We start from the raw sequence: 20159 nt of genomic DNA, 5'->3' as shown, positions 1-20159 counted from the left end.
CACGACCGCACCCGCCTACCCCGAGGAGGGGGCGCTGCGCGCCGGCCACATCCCGACCGCGGCATCGGTGCCGTGGGCGCGCGCCGCGGCTGAGGACGGCACCTTCCGCAGCCGTGCGGAGCTCGACGCGATCTACCGCGACGAGGTCGGCCTGCAGGAGGGCGACGAGGTCATCGCGTACTGCCGCATCGGCGAGCGCTCGAGCCACACGTGGTTCGTGCTCACGCACCTGCTCGGCTTCGACAAGGTGCGCAACTACGACGGCTCGTGGACCGAGTGGGGCAGCGCCGTCCGGGTGCCGATCGTGACCGGCACCGAGCGGGGCGAGGTGCCGGGGCGCTGAGCCCGCGCCCATCCCCGGGTGCGAGAATGTCGTCGATGGATGCCACGACCCTGCCCGCTGCGCTCGCCGAGACGCGCGAGGACTTCCTCGCGCTCGGGGTGAAGGACCGGCTGACGCTCCTGCTCGACTTCTCGAACGAGCTTCCGGAGCTGCCGGAGCGCTACCGCGACCACCCCGACCTGCTCGAGCGCGTCGAGGAGTGCCAGTCGCCGGTGTTCATCTTCGTCGAGGTCGACGAGGCGGGTCTGGTGCACATGCACGCCACGGCACCGGCCGAGGCGCCGACCACGCGCGGGTTCGCGTCGATCCTCGCGCAGGGCCTCGACGGGCTCACCCCCGAGCAGGTCTTCGCGATCCCGGCCGACTACCCGCAGTCCCTGGGGCTCGGCGAGGCGGTCTCGCCGCTCCGCGTTCGCGGCATGTCGGGCATGCTCGCGCGGGCGAAGCGCCAACTGCAGGAGCGCCTGGCCGCCTGAGCCGCGCGTCGGCGGGCCGCGGCGCCGCGGCTGCGGCTCACCGCTCCTCGAGCCAGTCGCGGACGAGTCCGGTCCACCGCTCGGGCGCGTGGTTCCAGAGCTTGGTGTGCCGCGCGCCCTCGAACACCTCGAACCGGACGAGGTCGGCCCGGACGGCCGCGAGCCGGCGTGAGCCCTCGATGGGCACGAACCCGTCGTCCTCGCTGTGCATGAGGAGCACGGGCACGTCGAGTTCGTCGGCGCGGGCGACGGCGTCGAGCGCCTCGAGATCGATGGGGGCCGCGAGGCCCGTGAGCGTGCCGCCGACGGGGGCGCTCAACACCCGGGCCACGACCCCGCCGAGCTCGGCGGGCAGGCCCAGGGCCCGCGCCTGGAAGCGGAGGATGTCGGCCCAGTCGACCGCGGGCGACTCGAGGACGAGTCCGACGAGGTGCTCCCGGACCTCGGCGGAGCGGAACACGGTCTGCAGCGAGATCGATCCGCCCATCGACCAGCCCATGAGGACGATGCGCCGGGCACCGCGGCGGACAGCGAATCGCACGGCGGCGACCACGTCCTCCCACTCGGTGCCGCCGAGCCCGTATCGGCGGTCCTCGCTCTCGGGCGCCTCGCCGTCGTTGCGGTACGAGATGAGCAGCGTCGACCATCCGGCCTCGCGCGCGGGCTGGACGGCGCGGAGGCCCTCGTGCCGCTTCGCGCCGCGGCCGTGCACCTGGATCACCCAGTCCGCGGAGACCCCGCCGGCGGCATCCGTCGCGGGCACGAACCACGCGGGTGCGGGACCGAGCGGGGTGTCGACGACCACGTTCTCGTAGCGCTGCGCGACCTCCCACGGGCCGAGGTGGAACCACCCGCTGATGCGCCCCCGACCGGCGCGGTCGAGCCGGCCGAAGTCGACCGACTCGATGGCGCGGCGCACGCGGTGGCCGTCGTCGTCGATGACGTCGCCGAGGCGGGCGTAGCCGGAGTCGTGCTCGAACCAGAGGCCGTACCGGCCGCGCATGCGAGCGTCGTCGGAGGCCGTGAGGACCACCTCGCCGGCCGCGAGGTCGACGCGCTCGAGGCGCTGGTCGTCCTCACGGGGCGGTTCGGGGCTGACGACCCGGCGGGCGAACACGACCGCGGTGGCCGTCACGGCGGCCATGAAGGCCGCGCCGACGAGTGCCACGCCGCCGAGCACGGCGGTGACCGGACCGATCGCTCGATCCACCCGTGACATCGCTCCCCCGTTCCGCGCCGCGTGGTCGATCCTCCCGGGGCGGTCGCGGCGTGCCGCCGACGTGCCCCCTGTCGCAGACTCTAGTCTGCACACGTGTCCGACTCGGCGTTGCCACCCCCGGAGTTCGCCGCGGCGCTCGAATCGCTGCGTGCTGCGGCACCGCGCCCTGAACTGCGCGTGTCGGAGATCGACGCGCCCTCGTCGCTGGCGCCCTGGGCCGTCGCCGTGGCCGCCGACGTCTCCCCCGGTCCGCACGGCGAGGACTCCGACCTCGGCACGGGCCGGTTCGTGCTGCTGTACGACCCGTCCGAGCCGGAGTCGTGGGGCGGCCGGTTCCGGGTGGTGTGCTTCACGCAGGCCCCGCTCGAGACCGACATCGGCGTCGATCCGTTCCTGGCGGATGTCGCGTGGTCGTGGCTCGTCGACGCGCTCGATGCTCGCGGCGCCCGATACGTCGCGGCGTCGGGGACCGTGACGAAGATCCTGTCCACCGGCTACGGCGAGCTCGCCCGCCAGGGCGACGGCGCACAGCTCGAGCTCCGCGCGTCGTGGACGCCGCTCGACGAGCACGCCGCGCCGCATGTGGAAGGGTGGAGTGAGTTGTTGTGCATGCTGGCGGGGCTGCCTCCCCGAACCGAGGGGGTGACGGCCCTTCCCCGACGGAGGAGGAACCGTGGCTGACGAGTTCCGCGTGATCGAGACCCGCGAGGCGTACGGCGAGGCCGTCGAGCGCATCGCGGGCGGCGTGGGCCCGGTGGCCGTGGATGCCGAGCGTGCCAGCGGGTTCCGCTATTCGCAGCGCGCGTACCTCATCCAGCTCTTCCGGCGGGACGCGGGCACCTTCCTGTTCGACCCGACGACGATCGGCGGCTTCGAGGAGCTGCAGTCGGTGATCCGCGACGAGGAGTGGGTGCTCCACGCCGCGAGCCAGGACCTCGCCTGCCTGCGCGAGGTGGGGCTCGACCCCGCCGCGATCTTCGACACCGAGCTCGCAGCGCGCCTGCTCGGGATGCCGCGGGTGGGGCTCGCCTCGGTGGTCGAGGAACTGCTCGACATCCGCCTCGCGAAGGAGCACTCGGCCGCCGACTGGTCGACGCGCCCGCTCCCGCAGTCGTGGTTGCGGTACGCCGCGCTCGACGTGGAGCTCCTCGTCGACGTCCGCGACCGGCTCGCGGAGCGGCTCGTGGACGCAGGCAAGGAGGAGATCGCCCGGCAGGAGTTCGACGCCACGGTCCGACGCGAGGCGAAGCCGCCCGCCACCGAGCCGTGGCGCCGGCTGAGCGGCATCCACTCGCTGCGTTCGCCGCGGAATCTCGCTGTCGCGCGCGCCCTCTGGCACGCCCGCGACGCCCTCGCCGCCGAGACCGACACCGCGCCCGGCCGCCTCGTGCCCGACGCGTCGATCCTCGCCGCCGCGAAGGCGCTGCCGGAGTCCAAGCGGGCCCTCGCCGACCTCAAGGCGTTCAATGGCCGCGCGAGCCGGTCAGAGATCGATCGCTGGTGGTCCGCGATCGAGGAGGCGCGGACCGCCGCGCCGCCCGCCGCGCGCGTTCCGAGCGACGCCCCGCCGCCGCCTCGGTCCTGGGCCGCCCGCAACCCCGAAGCCGACGCCCGGCTCCGCCTCGCGAAGGCCGCCGTGACCGAGATCGCCGAGCAGCACGACATGCCCGTCGAGAACCTCCTGACGCCCGACCACCTGCGCCGGCTCGCGTGGCATCCGCCCGCCGAGCCGACCCCGGACGCGGTGGCCGGCGAGCTCGCGGCGCTCGGCGCACGACCGTGGCAGGTTGCCGCTACCGCACAGATAATCGCTGCCACGTTTGTGAAGGCGGCACAATCCCTCGAGGATGCCGCGCACGACGCTTCGTAGGAACCGCCAACCGATTCCGTCGGCCCGATCGGCGTTCCTAGGATCGGGTGATTCCTCATTCGAAAGGGAGCTGCAGCGTGGCTGAACGAGCTGATGTCGTCTTCGTCGACGGGGTCCGAACCCCCTTCGGCAAGGCCGGCGAAAAGGGCATGTACTGGAACACCCGAGCCGACGATCTGGTCGTGAAGGCGATCGTCGGACTCCTGGAACGCAACCCGAGCGCCCCGAAGGAGCAGATCGACGACGTGGCCATCGCCGCCACGACCCAGGCCGGCGACCAGGGCCTGACCATCGGCCGCACGGCCGCCATCCTCGCGGGCCTGCCCAAGTCGGTGCCCGGCTTCGCGATCGACCGCATGTGCGCCGGCGCGATGACGTCCGTCGCCATGCTCGCGGGCTCGATCGGCTACGGCCAGTACCGCCTCGCCATCGGCGGCGGCGTGGAGCACATGGGCCACCACCCCATGGGCAGCGGCGTCGACCCCAACCCCCGCTTCGTCGCGGAGCGGATGGTCTCGGAGGACGCCCTCGTCATGGGTGCCACCGCCGAGCGCATCCACGACCGCTTCCCGCACCTGACCAAGGAGCGCGCCGACCGCTACGCCCTGGGCAGCCAGCGGAAGACCGCGGCGGCGTACGAGGCCGGCAAGATCCAGCAGGACCTCGTCCCCGTCGCCATCCGCACCGCCGAGGGCTGGGGGCTCGCGACGCGCGACGAGGTCATGCGACCGGAGACCACGATGGAGGGCCTCGCCGGGCTCAAGACCCCGTTCCGTCCGCACGGCCGGGTCACCGCCGGCAACGCGTCGGGCCTCAACGACGGCGCGACCGCGGCACTCCTCGCGAGCGCCGACGCCGCGAAGGAATTCGGCATGAACGTCAAGATGAAGCTCGTGAGCTACGCCTTCGCGGGCGTCGACCCCGAGATCATGGGCATCGGCCCCGTCCCGGCGACCGAGAAGGCGCTGCGGCTGGCCGGGCTCAAGATGGACGACATCGGGCTCATCGAGGTCAACGAGGCGTTCGCCGTCCAGGTGCTCTCGCTGCTCGACCACTACGGCATCGACGACGACGACCCCCGCGTGAACCCGTGGGGCGGAGCGATCGCGGTGGGTCACCCCCTCGCCTCGTCGGGCGTGCGCCTGATGAACCAGCTCGCCAGCCAGTTCGCCGAGCGCCCCGACGTCCGCTACGGCATCACCACCATGTGCGTGGGCCTCGGACAGGGCGGCACGATGATCTGGGAGAACCCGAACTACTCGCGCAAGGCCGCGAAGAAGGCCTGAGGGGAATGATGACCGACTACACCAAGATCGACTTCTCCGAGCTCGAGACGCTGTCCGACGACGAGGTCGTCACGCACTCGTACGTGCGCGACATCCCCATCTCCGAGGGGCGCACGCTCACGCTCGTCACGCTCGACAACGGCCGCGACCACACCCGTCCCAACACGCTCGGACCCAAGTCGCTGCTCGAGTACGCCGCGACCCTCGACGGGCTGCGCGAGCGGGCCGCGGCCGGCGAGATCCACGCGGTCGCGGTGACCGGCAAGCCGTTCATCCTCGCCGCGGGCGCCGACCTGTCGAAGGTCGCCGAGATCCCGAGCCGGGAGATCGCGCTCCGCATGGGGCAGCTCGGACACCACGCCCTCGGCAAGCTCTCGGAGGTGGGCGTCCCGTCGTTCGCCTTCATCAACGGACTGGCGCTCGGCGGCGGCCTCGAGATCGCCCTGAACGCCGACTACCGCACCGTCGACGCGTCCACGCCGGCCGTGGCGCTGCCCGAGGTGTTCCTCGGCCTCATCCCCGGCTGGGGCGGCGCCTACCTGCTGCCGAACCTGATCGGCATCGAGAACGCGCTCAAGGTCGTCATCGAGAATCCGCTCAAGCAGAACCGCACGCTGAAGGCGGGCGACGTGCTGGAGCTCGGCATCGCCGACGCCCTGTTCCCGTCGGTGAACTACCTCGAGGACTCCATCCGCTGGGCCGACGGCGTGGTCTCCGGCCGCGTGAAGGTCAAGCGCCCGAACGAGCCCGGCAAGGTCGAGCGCCTGGTCAAATGGGATGCCGCGATCGGCATCGCCCGCAAGATGCTGCAGAGCCGCATCGGCTCGGTGCCCAAGTCGCCCTACGCGGCGCTCGACCTGCTGAAGGCCGCGAAGTCCGGCACGAAGGCCGAGGGCTTCGAGCGCGAGGACGAGGTCCTCGCCGACCTCATCGCCGGCGACCAGCTGCAGGCATCCGTCTACGCCTTCAACCTCGTGCAGAAGCGCGCGAAGAAGCCGGCAGGCGCCCCCGACAAGGCGCTCGCCAAGCCGGTCACCAAGGTGGGCGTCCTCGGCGCCGGCTACATGGCCAGCCAGTTCGCGCTGCTGTTCGTCCGGCGACTCCAGGTGCCGGTCGTGATCACCGACCTCGACCAGGCGCGCGTCGACAAGGGCGTGGCGTACATCACCGGCGAGATCGACACCCTGCGCGACAAGGGCCGCATCTCCCCCGACGAGGCGAACCGCCTGAAGGCGCTCGTGCACGGCACGACCGACAAGTCCGAGTTCGCCGACTGCGACTGGGTCATCGAGGCCGTGTTCGAGGAGCTCGAGATCAAGCAGCAGGTGTTCGCCGAGGTCGAGCAGTTCATCTCGCCCGAGGCGGTCCTCGCGACGAACACCTCGTCGCTCTCCGTGGAGCAGATCGGCGCGAAGCTCCAGCACCCCGAGCGCGTGGTGGGCTTCCACTTCTTCACTCCTGTCGCGGTCATGCCGCTGATCGAGGTCGTGAAGACGAGCAGCACGGATGACGCGACGCTCTCGACCGCGATGGTGACCGCGGCGAAGCTCAAGAAGAACGCGGTGATCACCGCCGACACGCCGGGCTTCGTCGTGAACCGCCTGCTGGCGGTGCTCCTCGGCGAGGCGATGCGCGCGGTCGACGAGGGCACGCCCTTCGAGACCGTCGACGAGGCGATGGCCCCGCTCGGCCTGCCCATGGCTCCGTCGCACCTGCTCGACCTCGTCGGGCTCAAGGTCGGCGCGCATGTGCTCGACACCCACCACGCGGCGTTCCCCGACCGGTTCTACCGTTCCGAGAACCTGCACCGGCTCGCCGACTACGGCAAGCTGCTCGAGAAGGACGACAAGGGCAAGGTCAAGGGCTTCGACAAGGGCGCGATGAAGATCGTCTCCGGCGGCACGAACCCCTCGTCGCCCGATGAGATCCTGACCCGCCTGCAGGACGGCCTGGCGCGTGAGACGAAGCTCATGCTCGACGACGGCGTCGTGAGCGCCGCGGAGGACATCGACCTCTGCATGATCCTCGGGGCGGGTTTCCCGTTCCAGATGGGCGGGCTCACGCCGTACCTCGACCGGGTGGGAGCGTCGGAGCGCGTCTTCGGCGACACGTTCCACCACCCGCCGATCCGCGGCGTCGACGCCTGATCCACGCCTGATCGACCGAACGACCCCCGGCACCTGGTTGTCGGGGGTCGTTCGTATGCTCGGCGGATGACGAAGATCCAGTACTACGTCGCCTCCACCATCGACGGGTTCATCGCCGATGAGCACGACGACCTCGGGTGGCTGCTGCAGTTCGGCATGGAGGACTTCCAGGAGCACTACGACCGGTTCTTCGCCGACGTCGGCGCGCTCGTGCTCGGAGCGACGACCTACGAGTGGGTGCTCCGAGAGGGCGGCGGCTGGCCGTACGGAGCCCTGCCCACCTGGGTGCTCACCCATCGCGACCTGCCGGTGCCCGACGGCGCCGACATCCGATTCGCCGCCGGCGAGGTCGACGCGATCGCCGATGCCGCGGTGGAGGCGGCCGCCGGCCGGAACGTGTGGGTGATCGGCGGCGGTCCGGTGGCCGCGCAGTTCCTCGAGGCGGGCCGGCTCGACGAGCTGCTCATCGGGTACATGCCGGTCGCGCTCGGGAGCGGGCGACCGTTGCTTCCGGTGGGCACCGTGACCCCGCCGATGCGCCTGACCGGCGTCACTCGGATCGGCGACGCCGTCGAGCACGTCTACCGCATCGAGTGAGCGGGAGCGCGCCGTTCACACCCGGGGCTGGGGCGCGGTGTCGCTCGGGAGCTCGATGCCCGCGTTGCGCGCGTGCGGGAGCTTGCTGCCGAGCACCATCGCCGTGACGTCCCGGGCGATGTGCTGCGGCGTGAGGCCGACGCGCTCCAGGATGTCGCCCCGAGAGCCGTGGTCGAGGAACTCGTCGGGCAGGCCCACCTCGGTCACGGCCGTGTCGACGCCGGCCTCCCGCAGGTCCTGACGGATGCGGGTGCCGATGCCGCCGACCCGGATCCCGTCCTCGATGCTCACGACGATCCGATAGTCGGCGGCGAGCTCGACGACGCTCTGCGGAACCGGCACGACCCAACGAGGATCGACGACCGTGGCCCCGATGCCCTGCGCCTCGAGCCGCTGCGCGACCTCGAGTCCGATCCCGGCCATCGGGCCGACCGTGACGATGAGCACGTCGCGCCGCTCGGACTCGACCAGTACGTCCACGCCGTCGTCGGTGCGGCGGACGGCCTCGTACTCCGTGCCGACCGTGCCCTTGGGGAACCGCAGGACCGTCGGGCCGTCGTCGACCCGCACGGCCTCGCCGAGTTCCTCGGCCAGGCGCACGGAGTCGCGGGGCGCGGCGATGCGGATCCCGGGGACCACCTGGAGGATCGACAGGTCCCACACGCCGTGGTGGCTGGGGCCGTCGGGCCCGGTCACGCCGGCACGGTCGAGCACGAAGGTCACGCCGGCCTTGTGGAGGGCGACATCCATCAGCACCTGGTCGAAGGCACGGTTGATGAAGGTCGCGTAGACCGCGACGACCGGGTGCAGGCCGCCGAAGGCGAGGCCGGCGGCCGAGGTGGCCGCGTGCTGCTCGGCGATGCCGACATCGAAGACGCGGGCGGGGAAGCGCTCAGCCATCCGGTGGAGTCCGGTCGGACGGAGCATCGCCGCGGTGATGCCGACGAGCCGCTCGTCGCGCTCGGCGAGGCTCACGAGCTCATCCGCGAACACGCCGGTCCACGAGGGCGCCGACGCCTTCTCGATCGACTCGCCCGTCTCGGGGTCGATCTGGCCGACGGCGTGGAACTGGTCGGCGACGTCGCGACGCGCCGGCTCGTAACCGCGGCCCTTGTCGGTGATGGTGTGCACGATCACGGGGGCGCCGTACGACTTCGCCTGCCGGAGCGCCTCCTCCACCGCGCGTTCGTCGTGGCCGTCGATCGGTCCGATGTACTTGATGTCGAGGTTCGAGTAGAGCGCCTCGTTGCCGCTGAACCGGCTGAGGAAGCCGTGGAGTCCACCGCGCACGCCGCGGTAGAACGCGCGGCCGGGCGAGCCGAGCTTGTCGAACGCGCTGCGGCTGCGCAGGTGCAGCGTGCGGTACGACTGCTTGGTGCGCACCGAGTTGAGGAAGCGGGCCATGCCGCCGATGGTCGGCGCGTAGGACCGGCCGTTGTCGTTCACGACGACGACGAGGTTGCGCGTGTTGTCGTCGGAGATGTTGTTCAGCGCCTCCCACGTCATGCCGCCGGTCAGGGCGCCGTCGCCCACGACGGCGACCACGTGCCGGTCGCCCTGGCCGGTCATCTCGAACGCCTTGGAGATGCCGTCGGCCCAGGACAGCGAGCTCGACGCGTGCGAGCTCTCGACCACGTCGTGCTCGGACTCGGAGCGCTGCGGGTAGCCGGCGAGCCCCCCGGTCTGGCGGAGGCTGCTGAAGTCCTGACGGCCGGTGAGCAGCTTGTGCACGTAGGACTGGTGGCCCGTGTCGAAGATGATCGGGTCGCGGGGCGAGTCGAACACGCGATGGATGGCGATGGTGAGCTCGACCACGCCGAGATTGGGTCCGAGGTGACCGCCGGTCTTCGAGACGCTCGCGACGAGCACCTCGCGGATCTCGCGAGCGAGTTCCTCCAGCTGGTCGTGGGAGAGGGCGTCCAGGTCGCGGGGACCGCGGATCGTGTCGAGCAGCCTCATTCGTCGTGCCTCCGAAGACGTGGGCGTCGCCGCCCCGGCGGGGTTCGTAGAAGTCTACGCCGGGCGACCTGAGAGCCCGGGCAGAGAACGAGGGCGGCGAGCCGTGCTCGCCGCCCTCGTGGATCGCCGCGTCAGACGAGGCTGCGCAGCACGTACTGCAGGATGCCGCCGTTGCGGTAGTAGTCGGCCTCACCCGGGGTGTCGATGCGGACGATCGCGTCGAACTCCACCGTCTGCTTGCCCTCCGGGGAGTGCTCGCTCGGCTCGGCGACGACGTGGACCGTCTTCGGGGTGACGCCCTCGTTCAGCTGCTCGAGCCCGGTGATGGTCACGACCTCGGTGCCGTCGAGGCCGAGGGAGTCGGCCGACTCCCCCGCCGGGAACTGCAGCGGCACGACGCCCATGCCGATGAGGTTGGAGCGGTGGATGCGCTCGAAGCTCTCGGTGATGACCGCCTTCACGCCGAGCAGGCTCGTGCCCTTCGCCGCCCAGTCGCGGCTCGAGCCCGATCCGTACTCCTTGCCGCCGAAGATCACGAGCGGCGTGCCCTGCGCCTGGTAGTTCATCGACGCGTCGTAGATGAACGACTGTGGGCCGCCGGGCTGGGTGAAGTCGCGCGTGTAGCCGCCCTCGACGCCGTCGAGGAGCTGGTTCTTCAGGCGGATGTTCGCGAACGTGCCGCGGATCATCACCTCGTGGTTGCCGCGACGCGACCCGTACGAGTTGAAGTCCTTCCGGTCGACGCCGTGCTCGGTGAGGTAGCGCCCGGCGGGGCTGTCGGCCTTGATCGAGCCGGCCGGCGAGATGTGGTCGGTGGTGACCGAGTCGCCGAGCTTCGCGAGCACGCGCGCGCCGCTGATGTCGGTGACCGGCGTGGTCTCGAGCGTCATGCCCTCGAAGTACGGGGGCTTGCGCACGTAGGTCGACTCCGAGTCCCACTCGAAGGTCGCACCGGTCGGGGTCGGCAGGTTGCGCCACCGCTCGTCGCCCTCGAAGACGCTCGCGTACTGGCGCGTGAACATCTCCTCGTTGATCGACTCGTCGATCGTCTTCTGGACCTCGGCGGCGTCGGGCCAGATGTCCTTCAGGTAGACGTCGTTGCCGTCCGAGTCCTGCCCGAGCGGGTCGGTCTCGAAGTCGAAGTTCATCGACCCGGCGAGCGAGTACGCGATGACGAGCGGCGGGCTCGCGAGGTAGTTCATCTTCACGTCGGGGTTGATGCGACCCTCGAAGTTGCGGTTGCCCGAGAGCACCGCAGTGACCGCGAGGTCGTTCTGCTGCACCGCAGCCGAGACCTCCTCGATCAGCGGGCCGGAGTTGCCGATGCAGGTGGTGCAGCCATAGCCGACCGTGTAGAAGCCGAGGTCCTCGAGGTCCTTGGTGAGGCCGGCCTTCTCGTAGTACTCGGTGACGACCTTCGAGCCCGGCGCGAGCGTGGTCTTCACCCACGGCTTGGCCTTCAGGCCCTTCTGCACCGCATTGCGCGCGAGCAGGCCCGCGGCGAGCATGACCGAGGGGTTGGACGTGTTGGTGCACGAGGTGATCGCCGCGATCGTCACGGCGCCGTGGTCGAGCGTGTAGCTCGCGCCATCCGGCGTCTGCACCGGGGTCGGCTTGGAGGCCGTCTTCGGCGCGTGCGAACGGTGCGTGTGCACGTGATGGTTGTGCTCGTCCTCCGGGGTGTTGCTCGGCGGGTCGGACGCGGGGAAGGACTCGGCGACCTCGAGGTCGACCAGGTCGTGCTCGACGTCGGCATAGTTCGTGAGGTCCTCCTCGAACTTCGCCTTCGCCGACGAGAGGACGATGCGGTCCTGCGGACGCTTCGGGCCGGCGATCGACGGCACGACCGTGGCCAGGTCGAGTTCGAGGTACTCCGAGAACTCGGGCTCGGTGTCGGCGTCGTGCCAGAGCTTCTGCGCCTTCGCGTACGCCTCGACGAGGGCGATCTGCTCGTCGCTGCGGCCGGTGAGGCGCAGGTAGTCGACGGTGACCTCGTCGATCGGGAACATCGCCGCGGTCGAGCCGAACTCGGGGCTCATGTTGCCGATGGTCGCGCGGTTGGCCAGCGGCACGGACGCCACGCCGGAGCCGTAGAACTCGACGAACTTGCCGACCACGCCGTGCTTGCGCAGCATGTCGGTGATCGTGAGCACGACGTCGGTCGCGGTCACGCCCATGGGGATCTCACCGGAGAGCTTGAAGCCGACCACCTTGGGGATGAGCATCGACACGGGCTGGCCCAGCATGGCCGCCTCGGCCTCGATGCCGCCGACGCCCCAGCCGAGGACGCCGAGGCCGTTCACCATGGTGGTGTGCGAGTCGGTGCCGACGCAGGTGTCGGGGTAGGCGCGGGTGACGCCGTCGACGTCGCGGTGGTAGATGACCTTCGCGAGGTGCTCGATGTTGACCTGGTGCACGATGCCGGTACCGGGCGGCACGACCTTGAAGTCGTCGAAGGCCGTCTGGCCCCAGCGGAGGAACTGGTACCGCTCGCCGTTGCGCTCGTACTCGATCTCGACGTTGCGCTCGAGGGCGTTCTCGGTGCCGAACAGGTCGGCGATGACCGAGTGGTCGATGACCATCTCGGCCGGCGAGAGCGGGTTGATCTTGTTCGGGTCGCCGCCGAGGGCGACCACGGCCTCGCGCATGGTGGCGAGGTCGACGATGCAGGGCACGCCGGTGAAGTCCTGCATCACCACGCGGGCCGGGGTGAACTGGATCTCGGTGTCGGGCTCGGCGGTCGGGACCCAGGACCCCAGCGCCTGGATCTGCTCCTTGGTGACGTTCGCGCCGTCCTCGGTGCGGAGCAGGTTCTCGAGCAGGACCTTCAGGCTGAAGGGGAGCTTCTCGTGACCGGGGACCGTGTCGATCCGGTAGATCTCGTACGCCTGGTCGCCGACCTGGAGCGTGTCCTTCGCCCCGAAACTGTTCACTGCAGACACGGTGTCCTCTCCTTCGCGGATGCCGCCCGCGCGGCGGCGCATGGCGGTGCTCGTCATGATCCGTTGCCCCGCCCCAAGCAAGGCTAGTGCAGCGCCCCGCCTGCCGACAGGCTCACTCCGGCATCCGGAAATTATCTTGATGTCGAGATAACTCTATCACTCCGCGGGCGCGGTCCGCGCCGGGTACACCGCCCGGACGACCAGCCACGAGAAGACGAGCAGCAGCGCGTACAGCGGCACGCCCATGAGCAGCCGGGTGGCGCCGAGCGCCTCGACGTTGCCGGCGAAGTAGAACGGGACCTGCACCACGAGGCGCGCGACGAACATGCCGAGCCACACGACGGTCAGCAGCTGCATGGCGCGATAGGTCCGCCGCCGCCGGCGCCACGCCGTGCCGTCGCCCATGAGGAAGCCGACCACGAGTCCCACGAGCGGCCAGCGCACGAGCAGCGAGACCAGGATCGCCACCGCGTAGGCGGCGTTCGTGTAGAAGCCGATGACGTAGTTGTCCTCGGCGCGCCCGGTCCAGAGCGCCAGCGCAGCGGATGCCGCGACGCCGATCAGGCCGGCGATGGCCTGCGTGGGCTGCGTCCGGGCCACGAGCCGCGCGACCGTGAAGACGACGGCGAGGCCGAGCGACGCCACGAGCGCCCACACGAGCTCGCGCGTGAAGGTGTAGGTGACGAGGAAGACCAGGCCGGGCAGGATCGCCTCGGCGAGGCCGCGCACGCCGCCGAGCGCGCCGATCAGGTCGGCCGGGGTCAGCGTCTCGTCGCGCGCGATCCGGCCCAGGCCTGATCGCTCGGCCGCGGCCGCGAACTGACGCGCGAGGTCGTCGGCCGGGGCACCCTCGCGCGCGGCCGGCGCCGGACCGCCCTCGTCGGCCGCGGGAGCGGACTCGCGCTCGGGCGGGTTCGCGTCCGGATCGTGCGAGGTCACGCGCCGGGACCGCCCGACGACGGCGCGGGCATGCGCAGCGGGATGAGGTCGCGCGGGGGCATCGGCGTGTCGCCGCGGACGACGACGATCGAGCGGAAGAGGTCCTCGACCTTCGCCGCCGCCGCCGGATCGGTGGCCGCCTCGCCGGCGATCACGCCGCGGAGGAACCAACGCGGGCCGTCGACGCCGATGAAGCGCGCGAGCCGCATCTGGCCGGCCTGTCCGTCGGCCGTCGTGACCGGGATCTGCGCGAGGAGCTCGGGACCGAACGATCCCTCGCGGACCGTGGTCGTGCCGCCCTGCCGGGCGATCTGCTCGGCGATCTGGTCGCGGATCTCATGCCAGAGCCCGCTCGACCGCGGTGCCGCGAACGGCTGGACCTGGAGGGTCGAATTGGCGTAGTCGAGGCCGACCGCGACCACGCGCTTGCTGCCCTCCTCGACCTCGAGCCGGAGGTGCAGGCCCTCGCGGGGCAGCACCTTGACGCCGCCGAGGTCGACGTACGGGCGGACCGGATTGGCCTCCGACTCGTCGAGGGGGCCGTTCGCGGCCCGATCGGCGGGGGCCGACTTGGGCTGGTCGACCGGGAAGTCGTCGATGTTCTCGATGTCGCTCACGCGTGTGCTCCTGACTGGTTCGCCCCGAATCCGGTGGACCCGAATCCCCCCTCGCCGCGGAGGCTGCCGGGCAGCTTCTCGACCTCCACGAACCGCGCCCGGCTGACGGGCATCACGACGAGCTGGGCGATGCGGTCGCCCGGCTCGATGCGGTACGCCTCGCGGGCGTCGGTGTTCAACAGTGCGACCTTGATCTCGCCCCGGTATCCGGCGTCGACGGTCCCGGGCGCGTTCACGATCGTGATGCCGTGCTTGAAGGCCAGGCCCGAACGGGGCACCACGAACGCGACGTAGCCGTCGGGCAGCGCGATCGCCACTCCGGTGCCGACCGTCGCGCGCTCCCCCGGTTCGAGCACCACCGCCTCGGCGGCGTGGAGGTCGGCTCCCGCATCGCCCGGGTGGGCGTAGGCGGGGACGCGGTCGGCCGTGATCAGCACATCGACGGAATCGGTCACCGTTCGAGGGTAGTGCAGAAGTCTGGTCTGATAGATCCATGCCCGAGTACCGCGAACGGCTGTGGCCGACGCCCTGGATCTACCTCATCAGCCTCCTGCTCATCCCCTCGAGCATCCTCGTGCTCGCGCCGGTGTCGGTGCCCGCGGGCGTGGTGACGGGCCTGCTGATGTACGCGGCGGTCGCCGGGTCGCTGACCCTCACGGCGCCGGTGGTCGAGGTGTCCGGCGGCGAGTTCCGCGCCGGTCGTGCGCGCGTCCCCATCGAGGACGTCGGCACCGCGGTCCCGGCGGTCGGCGAGGACGCCCGGGTCGAACGCGGCACCGGCCTCGACGCGCGCGCCCACCTCGTCATCCGCGGTTGGATCCGCGACGTGGTCCGGGTGCCGATCACGGATGCCGCGGACCCGGCGCCGTACTGGCTCGTCTCGACGCGGCACCCGAACGAACTGGCCGCCGCGATCAACGGATCGCGGCGGCCAGGAGTCGGTGAGGAGCGGGCCTAGGCGGCGCACTCCTGGCAGATCGGCCCGAGCTTGGTCTCGTGGTCCATCTGCGAGCGGTGCTTGACCAGGAAGCAGTTCACGCACGTGAACTCGTCGGCCTGCGGCGGCAGCACGACCACGTCCAGCTCGACGTCGGACAGGTCGGCGCCCGCGAGGTCGAAGCTGCCGGGGTTGTCGGCGTCCTCGACGTCGACGGCGCTCGACATCTTGTCGGGCACGCGCTCCTTGAGGGCCTCGATCGACTCGGAGTCGTCTTCGGTCTTCCGTGGCGCGTCGTAGTCCGTTGCCATTCCCATCCTTTTTTCCGGTGCCGAGGGTTCGGCCGCCATAGTCTGCATCAATTCGATGCCGTTGGCAAACCCTCCCGGAGTCGCGTTCGCCCCGGTTGCAGGCACAACTCGCGGCGCGCCCGCCGTATTCCCGGGCGCCGGGCCGAGGCGTGGCATCCTTGGGCGGAGACGAAGGCACGGAAAGGCTTCTCGCGATGCAGGAACTGAAGGTGATCGGTGTCGAAGACGGCGCCCTCGTCGCAGCCTCAGAAGACGGGGCGCGATTCCGGATCGAGGTCGACGAGGTGCTCCAGTCGCGCATCCGTCAGGCCATCCCCGAGGCCCACACGGGCCCGAAGCTGTCGCCCCGCGAAGTCCAGGCGCACATCCGCTCGGGCCTCTCCGCCGAGGAGGTCGCGGAACTCACCGGCGCCTCGGTCGACTACATCCGCCGGTTCGAGGGTCCGGTGATCGCCGAGCGCGAGCACATGGTGACCTCCGCGCTGGCCGTCCCGATCCACGTCCCCGGCGAGCCCGAGGCCGATGAGCCGGCATCCTTCGGCAGCATGGTGCGCGAGCGCCTCGCCGGCCTCGGTGCGCACGGCGAGCGCTGGGCGAGCTGGAAGGACGAGGAGCACGGCTGGATGGTGAAGCTCGAGTTCACCGCGGACGGCATCGACCACGACGCCCGCTGGTCGTTCGAGCCGCGGAAGCAGGCACTGCACCCGCAGAACGCGGACGCCGCGACGCTGTCCAAGCACGGTGAGGTCCGTGGCGGGATGATCCCGCGCCTGCGGGCGGTTTCGGCCGACGACGAGTCGTCGCGGTTCGACAGCGGCGCGTTCACGTTCGAATCGTCGGACACCGCCGACGACGACACCGCGCCGCAGCCCGAGGTCGCCGTCCAGCGCCAGCCGGCGGGGTCCTCCAGCGCGGTCGCGAGGGCGGCGATCAAGCGCGCCGACGAGCCCGCTCCCCCGACCGGCGAGACCGCGGACCTGCTCGAGGCCCTTAGGCGCCGGCGCGGCGAACGCGAGTCCCTCTCCGGCGCGACCGAGCGGATGCCGCAGCCGGCGCCCTTCGCTCCGACCGCGACGGTCACGGCGCAGCCCGACCCGCCCTCGACCCCGGCACCGATCGCTCCCGAGGCGGCCCCGGCGGAGCCGGACGCCTCGCACGACGACGAGAGTCGAGCGGGCGCGGCCGCGCGCGCCCTGTGGGGCGGCAAGGCGTCGTCGGCTCCTCGCGCCAAGAAGGGTCGCGCGTCGATGCCCAGCTGGGATGAGATCGTCTTCGGCGCCCGGACGGACGACGACCTGGCCTGACCGGAACGCCGACCGGTCGACCTCGGTCGACCGGTGCCGTCGCGCCCGAACGCTGCTAGGATTCGAACACAGTTTCGAATGACGGCGGAGGGCGCCATGCGACGCACGGTCGAACCGGCGGAGGTCTGGACGGGGCCATCGGGCGCGCCCGAGCGGCTGGTGTGGCGGGCACGCCGGTATCGGGTGAGCGACACGCCCACGCCCCTGGTGGGTCCGGCCGACTGGTGGCACCCGTTCGACGGCCACGACCTCGCCCCCGGCCGCGCGCCGCTCGCGATCACCGGCTGGCGGTTCCAGGCGAGCGCCGACGACGGCGAGACCCACGTCTTCGACGTCGGCCACGACGGTCGCCACTGGCGGGTGTTCCGCGTCTTCGACTGACGGCGGCCGCCGGTGGCGGCGCGCCGGCTGCCGAGGCTAGGCCGACTTCTCGGCGCGGCGCGGCTTCGAGGGAACGATCGTCGGCGCGGCGTTGTCGATGACCGTCTCCTTCGTGACGACCACTCGCGCGACCCCGGTGGTCGAGGGCACCTCGAACATGATGGGCCCCAGCACCTCCTCCATGATCGCGCGGAGTCCGCGGGCGCCGGTCTGGCGGAGCACGGCGAGGTCGGCGATCGCCTCGAGCGCGGCGTGCTCGAACTCGAGCTGGACCCCGTCGAGTTCGAACATGCGCTGGTACTGGCGCACGAGGGCGTTCTTGGGTTCGGTGAGGATCTCCATGAGCGCCGTGCGGTCGAGCGGCGTCACCGTGGCGACCACGGGGAGGCGGCCGATGAACTCCGGGATCAGGCCGAACTTGTGCAGGTCCTCCGGGAGCACCTCGCTGAACAGCTCGGCCTCATCCTGCTTGGAGTGCAGCGGGGCGCCGAAGCCGATGCCGCGCTTGCCGGCCCGCGACGAGATGATGTCCTCGAGTCCGGCGAACGCGCCGGCGACGATGAACAGCACGTTCGTCGTGTCGATCTGGATGAACTCCTGGTGCGGGTGCTTGCGCCCGCCCTGCGGTGGCACGGATGCCACGGTGCCCTCGAGGATCTTCAGCAGCGCCTGCTGCACGCCCTCGCCCGACACGTCGCGCGTGATGGACGGGTTCTCGGCCTTCCGCGCGATCTTGTCGACCTCGTCGATGTAGATGATGCCCGTCTCGGCCCGCTTGACGTCGTAGTCCGCGGCCTGGATGAGCTTCAGGAGGATGTTCTCGACGTCTTCGCCGACGTAGCCGGCCTCGGTCAGCGCCGTCGCATCCGCGACCGCGAAGGGGACGTTCAGCTGCTTGGCCAGGGTCTGCGCGAGGTACGTCTTGCCACAGCCGGTCGGGCCGATGAGCAGGATGTTGGACTTCGCGATCTCGACGTCGTCGTGCGCCCGGTCGGCGGAGGCGATCGCCGCCTTGGCCCGAACGCGCTTGTAGTGGTTGTACACCGCCACCGCGAGCGCGCGCTTCGCGGCCTCCTGGCCGATGACGTACTCCTCGAGGAAGGCGAAGATCTCCTTCGGCTTGGGCAGTTCGAACTCGCCCGACTCCGCCTCGCCCGCCTCGGCGAGCCGCTCCTCGATGATCTCGTTGCAGAGCTCGACGCATTCGTCGCAGATGTACACGCCGGGACCGGCGATCAACTGCTGCACCTGCTTCTGGCTCTTTCCGCAGAAGGAGCACTTCAGCAGGTCAGCACTCTCCCCGATCCGTGCCATCGTTTCCTCCCTCGAAACGCGTCTGCTCCGAGCCTAGCCCGACCGAAGCCGGGCGGGGCCGATCCGCCACGGTTTGGCGGAAACGTGACGAACGAGGGGCGGATGCGGCATCCGCACCCGCCCCTCGGACGTCGTCGGTCAGCGCGCGAGCGCCGGCAGCGTCTTGCGCGACGTGAGCACCTGGTCGATGAGGCCGTACTCCTGGGCCTCGGCCGCGGACAGAATCTTGTCGCGGTCGATGTCGGCGTTGACCTGCTCCATGGTGCGGTTGGAGTGCTTCGACAGCGTCTCCTCCAGCCAGGTGCGCATGCGCAGGATCTCGGCCGCCTGGATCTCGATGTCGGACGCCTGGCCGTGGCCGGCCTCGCCCATCGCCGGCTGGTGGATCAGGACGCGCGCGTTCGGCAGTGCGAGGCGTCGGCCCGGGGTGCCGGCCGCGGCGATCACGGCCGCGGCCGAGGCGGCCTGGCCGAGCACCACCGTCTGGATCTGCGGACGGATGTACTGCATCGTGTCGTAGATCGCGGTCATCGCCGTGAACGAGCCGCCGGGCGAGTTGATGTACATCATGATGTCGCGGTCCGGGTCCATCGACTCGAGCACGAGCAGCTGCGCCATGATGTCGTCGGCCGACGCGTCGTCGACCTGGACGCCGAGGAAGATGATGCGGTCCTCGAAGAGCTTCGCGTACGGGTCCTGTCGCTTGTAGCCGTAGGCGGTGCGCTCCTCGAAGCTCGGCAGGATGTAGCGCGAGCCGGGGGCCTGGACGCCGCTGAACGCGGTGCCGCCGAAAGCGGGGATGTTCATTCGCTGTTCTCTCTTCCTCAGGCCTTGGTGTCCTCGAAGCCGGGCTGCGTGCCGCCGCCGCCCGAGACGTCGAGCGCGGACTCGCGGATGTGGTCGACGAAGCCGTACTCGAGGGCCTCCTGCGCGTTGAACCACCGGTCGCGGTCGCCGTCGCGATTGATCTGCTCGACCGACTTGCCGGTCTGCGCGGCGGTGATCTCGGCGAGGCGCTTCTTCATGTCGAGGATGAGCTGCGCCTGCGTCTGGATGTCGCTCGCGGTGCCGCCGAAGCCGCCGTGCGGCTGGTGCAGCAGCACGCGCGCGTTCGGCGTGATGTACCGCTTGCCCTTGGTGCCCGCGGTGAGCAGGAGCTGCCCCATCGAGGCCGCCATGCCGATGCCGACCGTGACGATGTCGTTCGGGACGAACTGCATCGTGTCGTAGATGGCCATGCCCGCCGTGATCGACCCGCCGGGCGAGTTGATGTAGAGGTAGATGTCCTTGTTCGGATCCTCTGCGGCGAGGAGCAGCAGCTTCGCGGCGATCTCGTTCGCGTTGTCGTCGCGCACCTCCGAGCCGAGCCAGATGATGCGGTCCTTCAGCAGTCGATCGAACACACTGGGCTGCAGTGTCGGTTCGGCCATGGATTTCGCTCCGTTTCGTTCGTGCGTTGTCTCGAATCTATCCGGTGCAACACGCGCGAACCGGGCTGTTCGCCGTCGGCGGATGCC

General features: G+C 70.7%; 20 protein-coding genes. 10 read left to right on the top strand and 10 right to left on the bottom strand.

What is annotated here, in order from left to right; genetic code table 11:
• Together M1L56_RS12905 and M1L56_RS12900 are read left to right on the top strand one after the other, a co-directional pair.
• The coding region (locus M1L56_RS12905; RefSeq protein WP_248599535.1) for a sulfurtransferase at positions 1–343 on the top strand (343 nt) is incomplete at its 5' end.
• A gap of 35 nt (positions 344–378) precedes the next feature.
• The gene (locus M1L56_RS12900) at positions 379–819 is read left to right on the top strand and encodes a SufE family protein (protein WP_067947195.1); all 441 of its coding nucleotides are present in this window, start codon (positions 379–381) and stop codon (positions 817–819) included.
• Between the two features lie 37 nt (positions 820–856).
• Here the strand turns inward: M1L56_RS12900 and M1L56_RS12895 are convergent, their stop codons facing one another.
• Positions 857–2038: a S9 family peptidase gene (locus tag M1L56_RS12895; protein WP_248599534.1), complete on the bottom strand. Its 1182-nt coding sequence runs from the start codon at positions 2036–2038 to the stop codon at positions 857–859.
• A gap of 93 nt (positions 2039–2131) precedes the next feature.
• Between M1L56_RS12895 and M1L56_RS12890 the strand changes: the two genes are divergently transcribed.
• The 5 genes from M1L56_RS12890 to M1L56_RS12870 all read left to right on the top strand — a co-directional run bounded on the left by M1L56_RS12890 (position 2132) and on the right by M1L56_RS12870 (position 7938).
• Positions 2132–2719 (top strand): DUF3000 domain-containing protein, encoded by a 588-nt coding sequence (locus tag M1L56_RS12890; RefSeq protein WP_248599533.1) that lies wholly within the window; start codon positions 2132–2134, stop codon positions 2717–2719.
• Positions 2712–3908 (top strand): HRDC domain-containing protein, encoded by a 1197-nt coding sequence (locus M1L56_RS12885; protein ID WP_248599532.1) that lies wholly within the window; start codon positions 2712–2714, stop codon positions 3906–3908. Before M1L56_RS12890 ends, M1L56_RS12885 begins: the two co-directional genes overlap by 8 nt.
• A gap of 77 nt (positions 3909–3985) precedes the next feature.
• Positions 3986–5194, top strand: coding sequence for an acetyl-CoA C-acyltransferase (locus tag M1L56_RS12880; RefSeq protein WP_248599531.1), 1209 nt, complete (start codon positions 3986–3988; stop codon positions 5192–5194).
• An 8-nt stretch (positions 5195–5202) separates the two neighbouring features.
• A complete protein-coding gene (locus M1L56_RS12875) occupies positions 5203–7341 on the top strand; it encodes a 3-hydroxyacyl-CoA dehydrogenase NAD-binding domain-containing protein (protein WP_248599530.1) in 2139 nt (712 codons plus the stop codon).
• A gap of 66 nt (positions 7342–7407) precedes the next feature.
• Entirely contained in the window at positions 7408–7938 is a 531-nt protein-coding gene (locus M1L56_RS12870) for a dihydrofolate reductase family protein (RefSeq protein ID WP_248599529.1), read from the top strand.
• Between the two features lie 15 nt (positions 7939–7953).
• Here the strand turns inward: M1L56_RS12870 and dxs are convergent, their stop codons facing one another.
• The 5 genes from dxs to dut form a co-directional block, all read right to left on the bottom strand.
• Positions 7954–9897, bottom strand: coding sequence for a 1-deoxy-D-xylulose-5-phosphate synthase (dxs, locus tag M1L56_RS12865; protein WP_248599528.1), 1944 nt, complete (start codon positions 9895–9897; stop codon positions 7954–7956).
• Positions 9898–10028: 131 nt separating this feature from the next.
• Entirely contained in the window at positions 10029–12839 is a 2811-nt protein-coding gene (acnA, locus tag M1L56_RS12860) for an aconitate hydratase AcnA (RefSeq protein WP_308198878.1), read from the bottom strand.
• A gap of 156 nt (positions 12840–12995) precedes the next feature.
• Entirely contained in the window at positions 12996–13778 is a 783-nt protein-coding gene (locus tag M1L56_RS12855) for a DUF3159 domain-containing protein (RefSeq protein WP_248599527.1), read from the bottom strand.
• Positions 13775–14395, bottom strand: coding sequence for a DUF3710 domain-containing protein (locus M1L56_RS12850; RefSeq protein WP_067947179.1), 621 nt, complete (start codon positions 14393–14395; stop codon positions 13775–13777). Before M1L56_RS12850 ends, M1L56_RS12855 begins: the two co-directional genes overlap by 4 nt.
• Positions 14392–14850, bottom strand: coding sequence for a dUTP diphosphatase (dut, locus tag M1L56_RS12845; RefSeq protein ID WP_067947177.1), 459 nt, complete (start codon positions 14848–14850; stop codon positions 14392–14394). The genes M1L56_RS12850 and dut overlap by 4 nt, the downstream gene beginning before the upstream one ends.
• A 38-nt stretch (positions 14851–14888) precedes the next feature.
• Here dut and M1L56_RS12840 point away from each other — a divergent pair, with 38 nt between their 5' ends.
• On the top strand, positions 14889–15353 hold the full coding sequence (locus tag M1L56_RS12840) for a DUF3093 domain-containing protein (protein ID WP_067947175.1): 465 nt from the start codon (positions 14889–14891) through the stop codon (positions 15351–15353).
• On the opposite strand, the gene M1L56_RS12835 is transcribed toward M1L56_RS12840, so the two are convergent.
• Positions 15350–15643, bottom strand: a complete 294-nt coding sequence (locus tag M1L56_RS12835) for a DUF4193 domain-containing protein (RefSeq protein ID WP_067947173.1) — start codon at positions 15641–15643, stop codon at positions 15350–15352. The genes M1L56_RS12840 and M1L56_RS12835 overlap by 4 nt on opposite strands.
• Positions 15644–15837: 194 nt before the next feature.
• Here M1L56_RS12835 and sepH point away from each other — a divergent pair, with 194 nt between their 5' ends.
• Positions 15838–16947 (top strand): septation protein SepH, encoded by a 1110-nt coding sequence (gene sepH / locus M1L56_RS12830; protein WP_248599526.1) that lies wholly within the window; start codon positions 15838–15840, stop codon positions 16945–16947.
• Positions 16948–17043: 96 nt separating this feature from the next.
• Entirely contained in the window at positions 17044–17328 is a 285-nt protein-coding gene (locus M1L56_RS12825; protein ID WP_248599525.1) for a hypothetical protein, read from the top strand.
• Between the two features lie 36 nt (positions 17329–17364).
• On the opposite strand, the gene clpX is transcribed toward M1L56_RS12825, so the two are convergent.
• The 3 genes from clpX to M1L56_RS12810 all read right to left on the bottom strand — a co-directional run bounded on the left by clpX (position 17365) and on the right by M1L56_RS12810 (position 20072).
• Positions 17365–18642 (bottom strand): ATP-dependent Clp protease ATP-binding subunit ClpX, encoded by a 1278-nt coding sequence (gene clpX / locus M1L56_RS12820; RefSeq protein WP_067947170.1) that lies wholly within the window; start codon positions 18640–18642, stop codon positions 17365–17367.
• Between the two features lie 138 nt (positions 18643–18780).
• Entirely contained in the window at positions 18781–19449 is a 669-nt protein-coding gene (locus tag M1L56_RS12815) for an ATP-dependent Clp protease proteolytic subunit (protein WP_067947168.1), read from the bottom strand.
• A gap of 17 nt (positions 19450–19466) precedes the next feature.
• Positions 19467–20072, bottom strand: coding sequence for an ATP-dependent Clp protease proteolytic subunit (locus tag M1L56_RS12810; RefSeq protein ID WP_067947166.1), 606 nt, complete (start codon positions 20070–20072; stop codon positions 19467–19469).
• Positions 20073–20159 lie beyond the last annotated feature (87 nt).

The organism is Agromyces sp. C10, assembly GCF_023217995.1.
Lineage (GTDB): Bacteria > Actinomycetota > Actinomycetes > Actinomycetales > Microbacteriaceae > Agromyces > Agromyces indicus.
This window is presented reverse-complemented; position numbering and strand designations above follow the sequence as displayed.

Excerpts from the sequence above, each read along its gene's own strand:
- M1L56_RS12815 (WP_067947168.1), bottom strand. The coding sequence starts at position 19,449 with ATGAACATCCCCGCTTTCGGCGGCACCGCGTTCAGCGGCGTCCAGGCC.
- M1L56_RS12810 (WP_067947166.1), bottom strand. The coding sequence starts at position 20,072 with ATGGCCGAACCGACACTGCAGCCCAGTGTGTTCGATCGACTGCTGAAG.
- M1L56_RS12895 (WP_248599534.1), bottom strand. The coding sequence starts at position 2,038 with ATGTCACGGGTGGATCGAGCGATCGGTCCGGTCACCGCCGTGCTCGGC.
- M1L56_RS12835 (WP_067947173.1), bottom strand. The coding sequence starts at position 15,643 with ATGGCAACGGACTACGACGCGCCACGGAAGACCGAAGACGACTCCGAG.
- sepH (WP_248599526.1), top strand. The coding sequence starts at position 15,838 with ATGCAGGAACTGAAGGTGATCGGTGTCGAAGACGGCGCCCTCGTCGCA.
- M1L56_RS12875 (WP_248599530.1), top strand. The coding sequence starts at position 5,203 with ATGACCGACTACACCAAGATCGACTTCTCCGAGCTCGAGACGCTGTCC.
- clpX (WP_067947170.1), bottom strand. The coding sequence starts at position 18,642 with ATGGCACGGATCGGGGAGAGTGCTGACCTGCTGAAGTGCTCCTTCTGC.
- M1L56_RS12825 (WP_248599525.1), top strand. The coding sequence starts at position 17,044 with ATGCGACGCACGGTCGAACCGGCGGAGGTCTGGACGGGGCCATCGGGC.
- dxs (WP_248599528.1), bottom strand. The coding sequence starts at position 9,897 with ATGAGGCTGCTCGACACGATCCGCGGTCCCCGCGACCTGGACGCCCTC.
- M1L56_RS12900 (WP_067947195.1), top strand. The coding sequence starts at position 379 with ATGGATGCCACGACCCTGCCCGCTGCGCTCGCCGAGACGCGCGAGGAC.
- M1L56_RS12870 (WP_248599529.1), top strand. The coding sequence starts at position 7,408 with ATGACGAAGATCCAGTACTACGTCGCCTCCACCATCGACGGGTTCATC.
- M1L56_RS12840 (WP_067947175.1), top strand. The coding sequence starts at position 14,889 with ATGCCCGAGTACCGCGAACGGCTGTGGCCGACGCCCTGGATCTACCTC.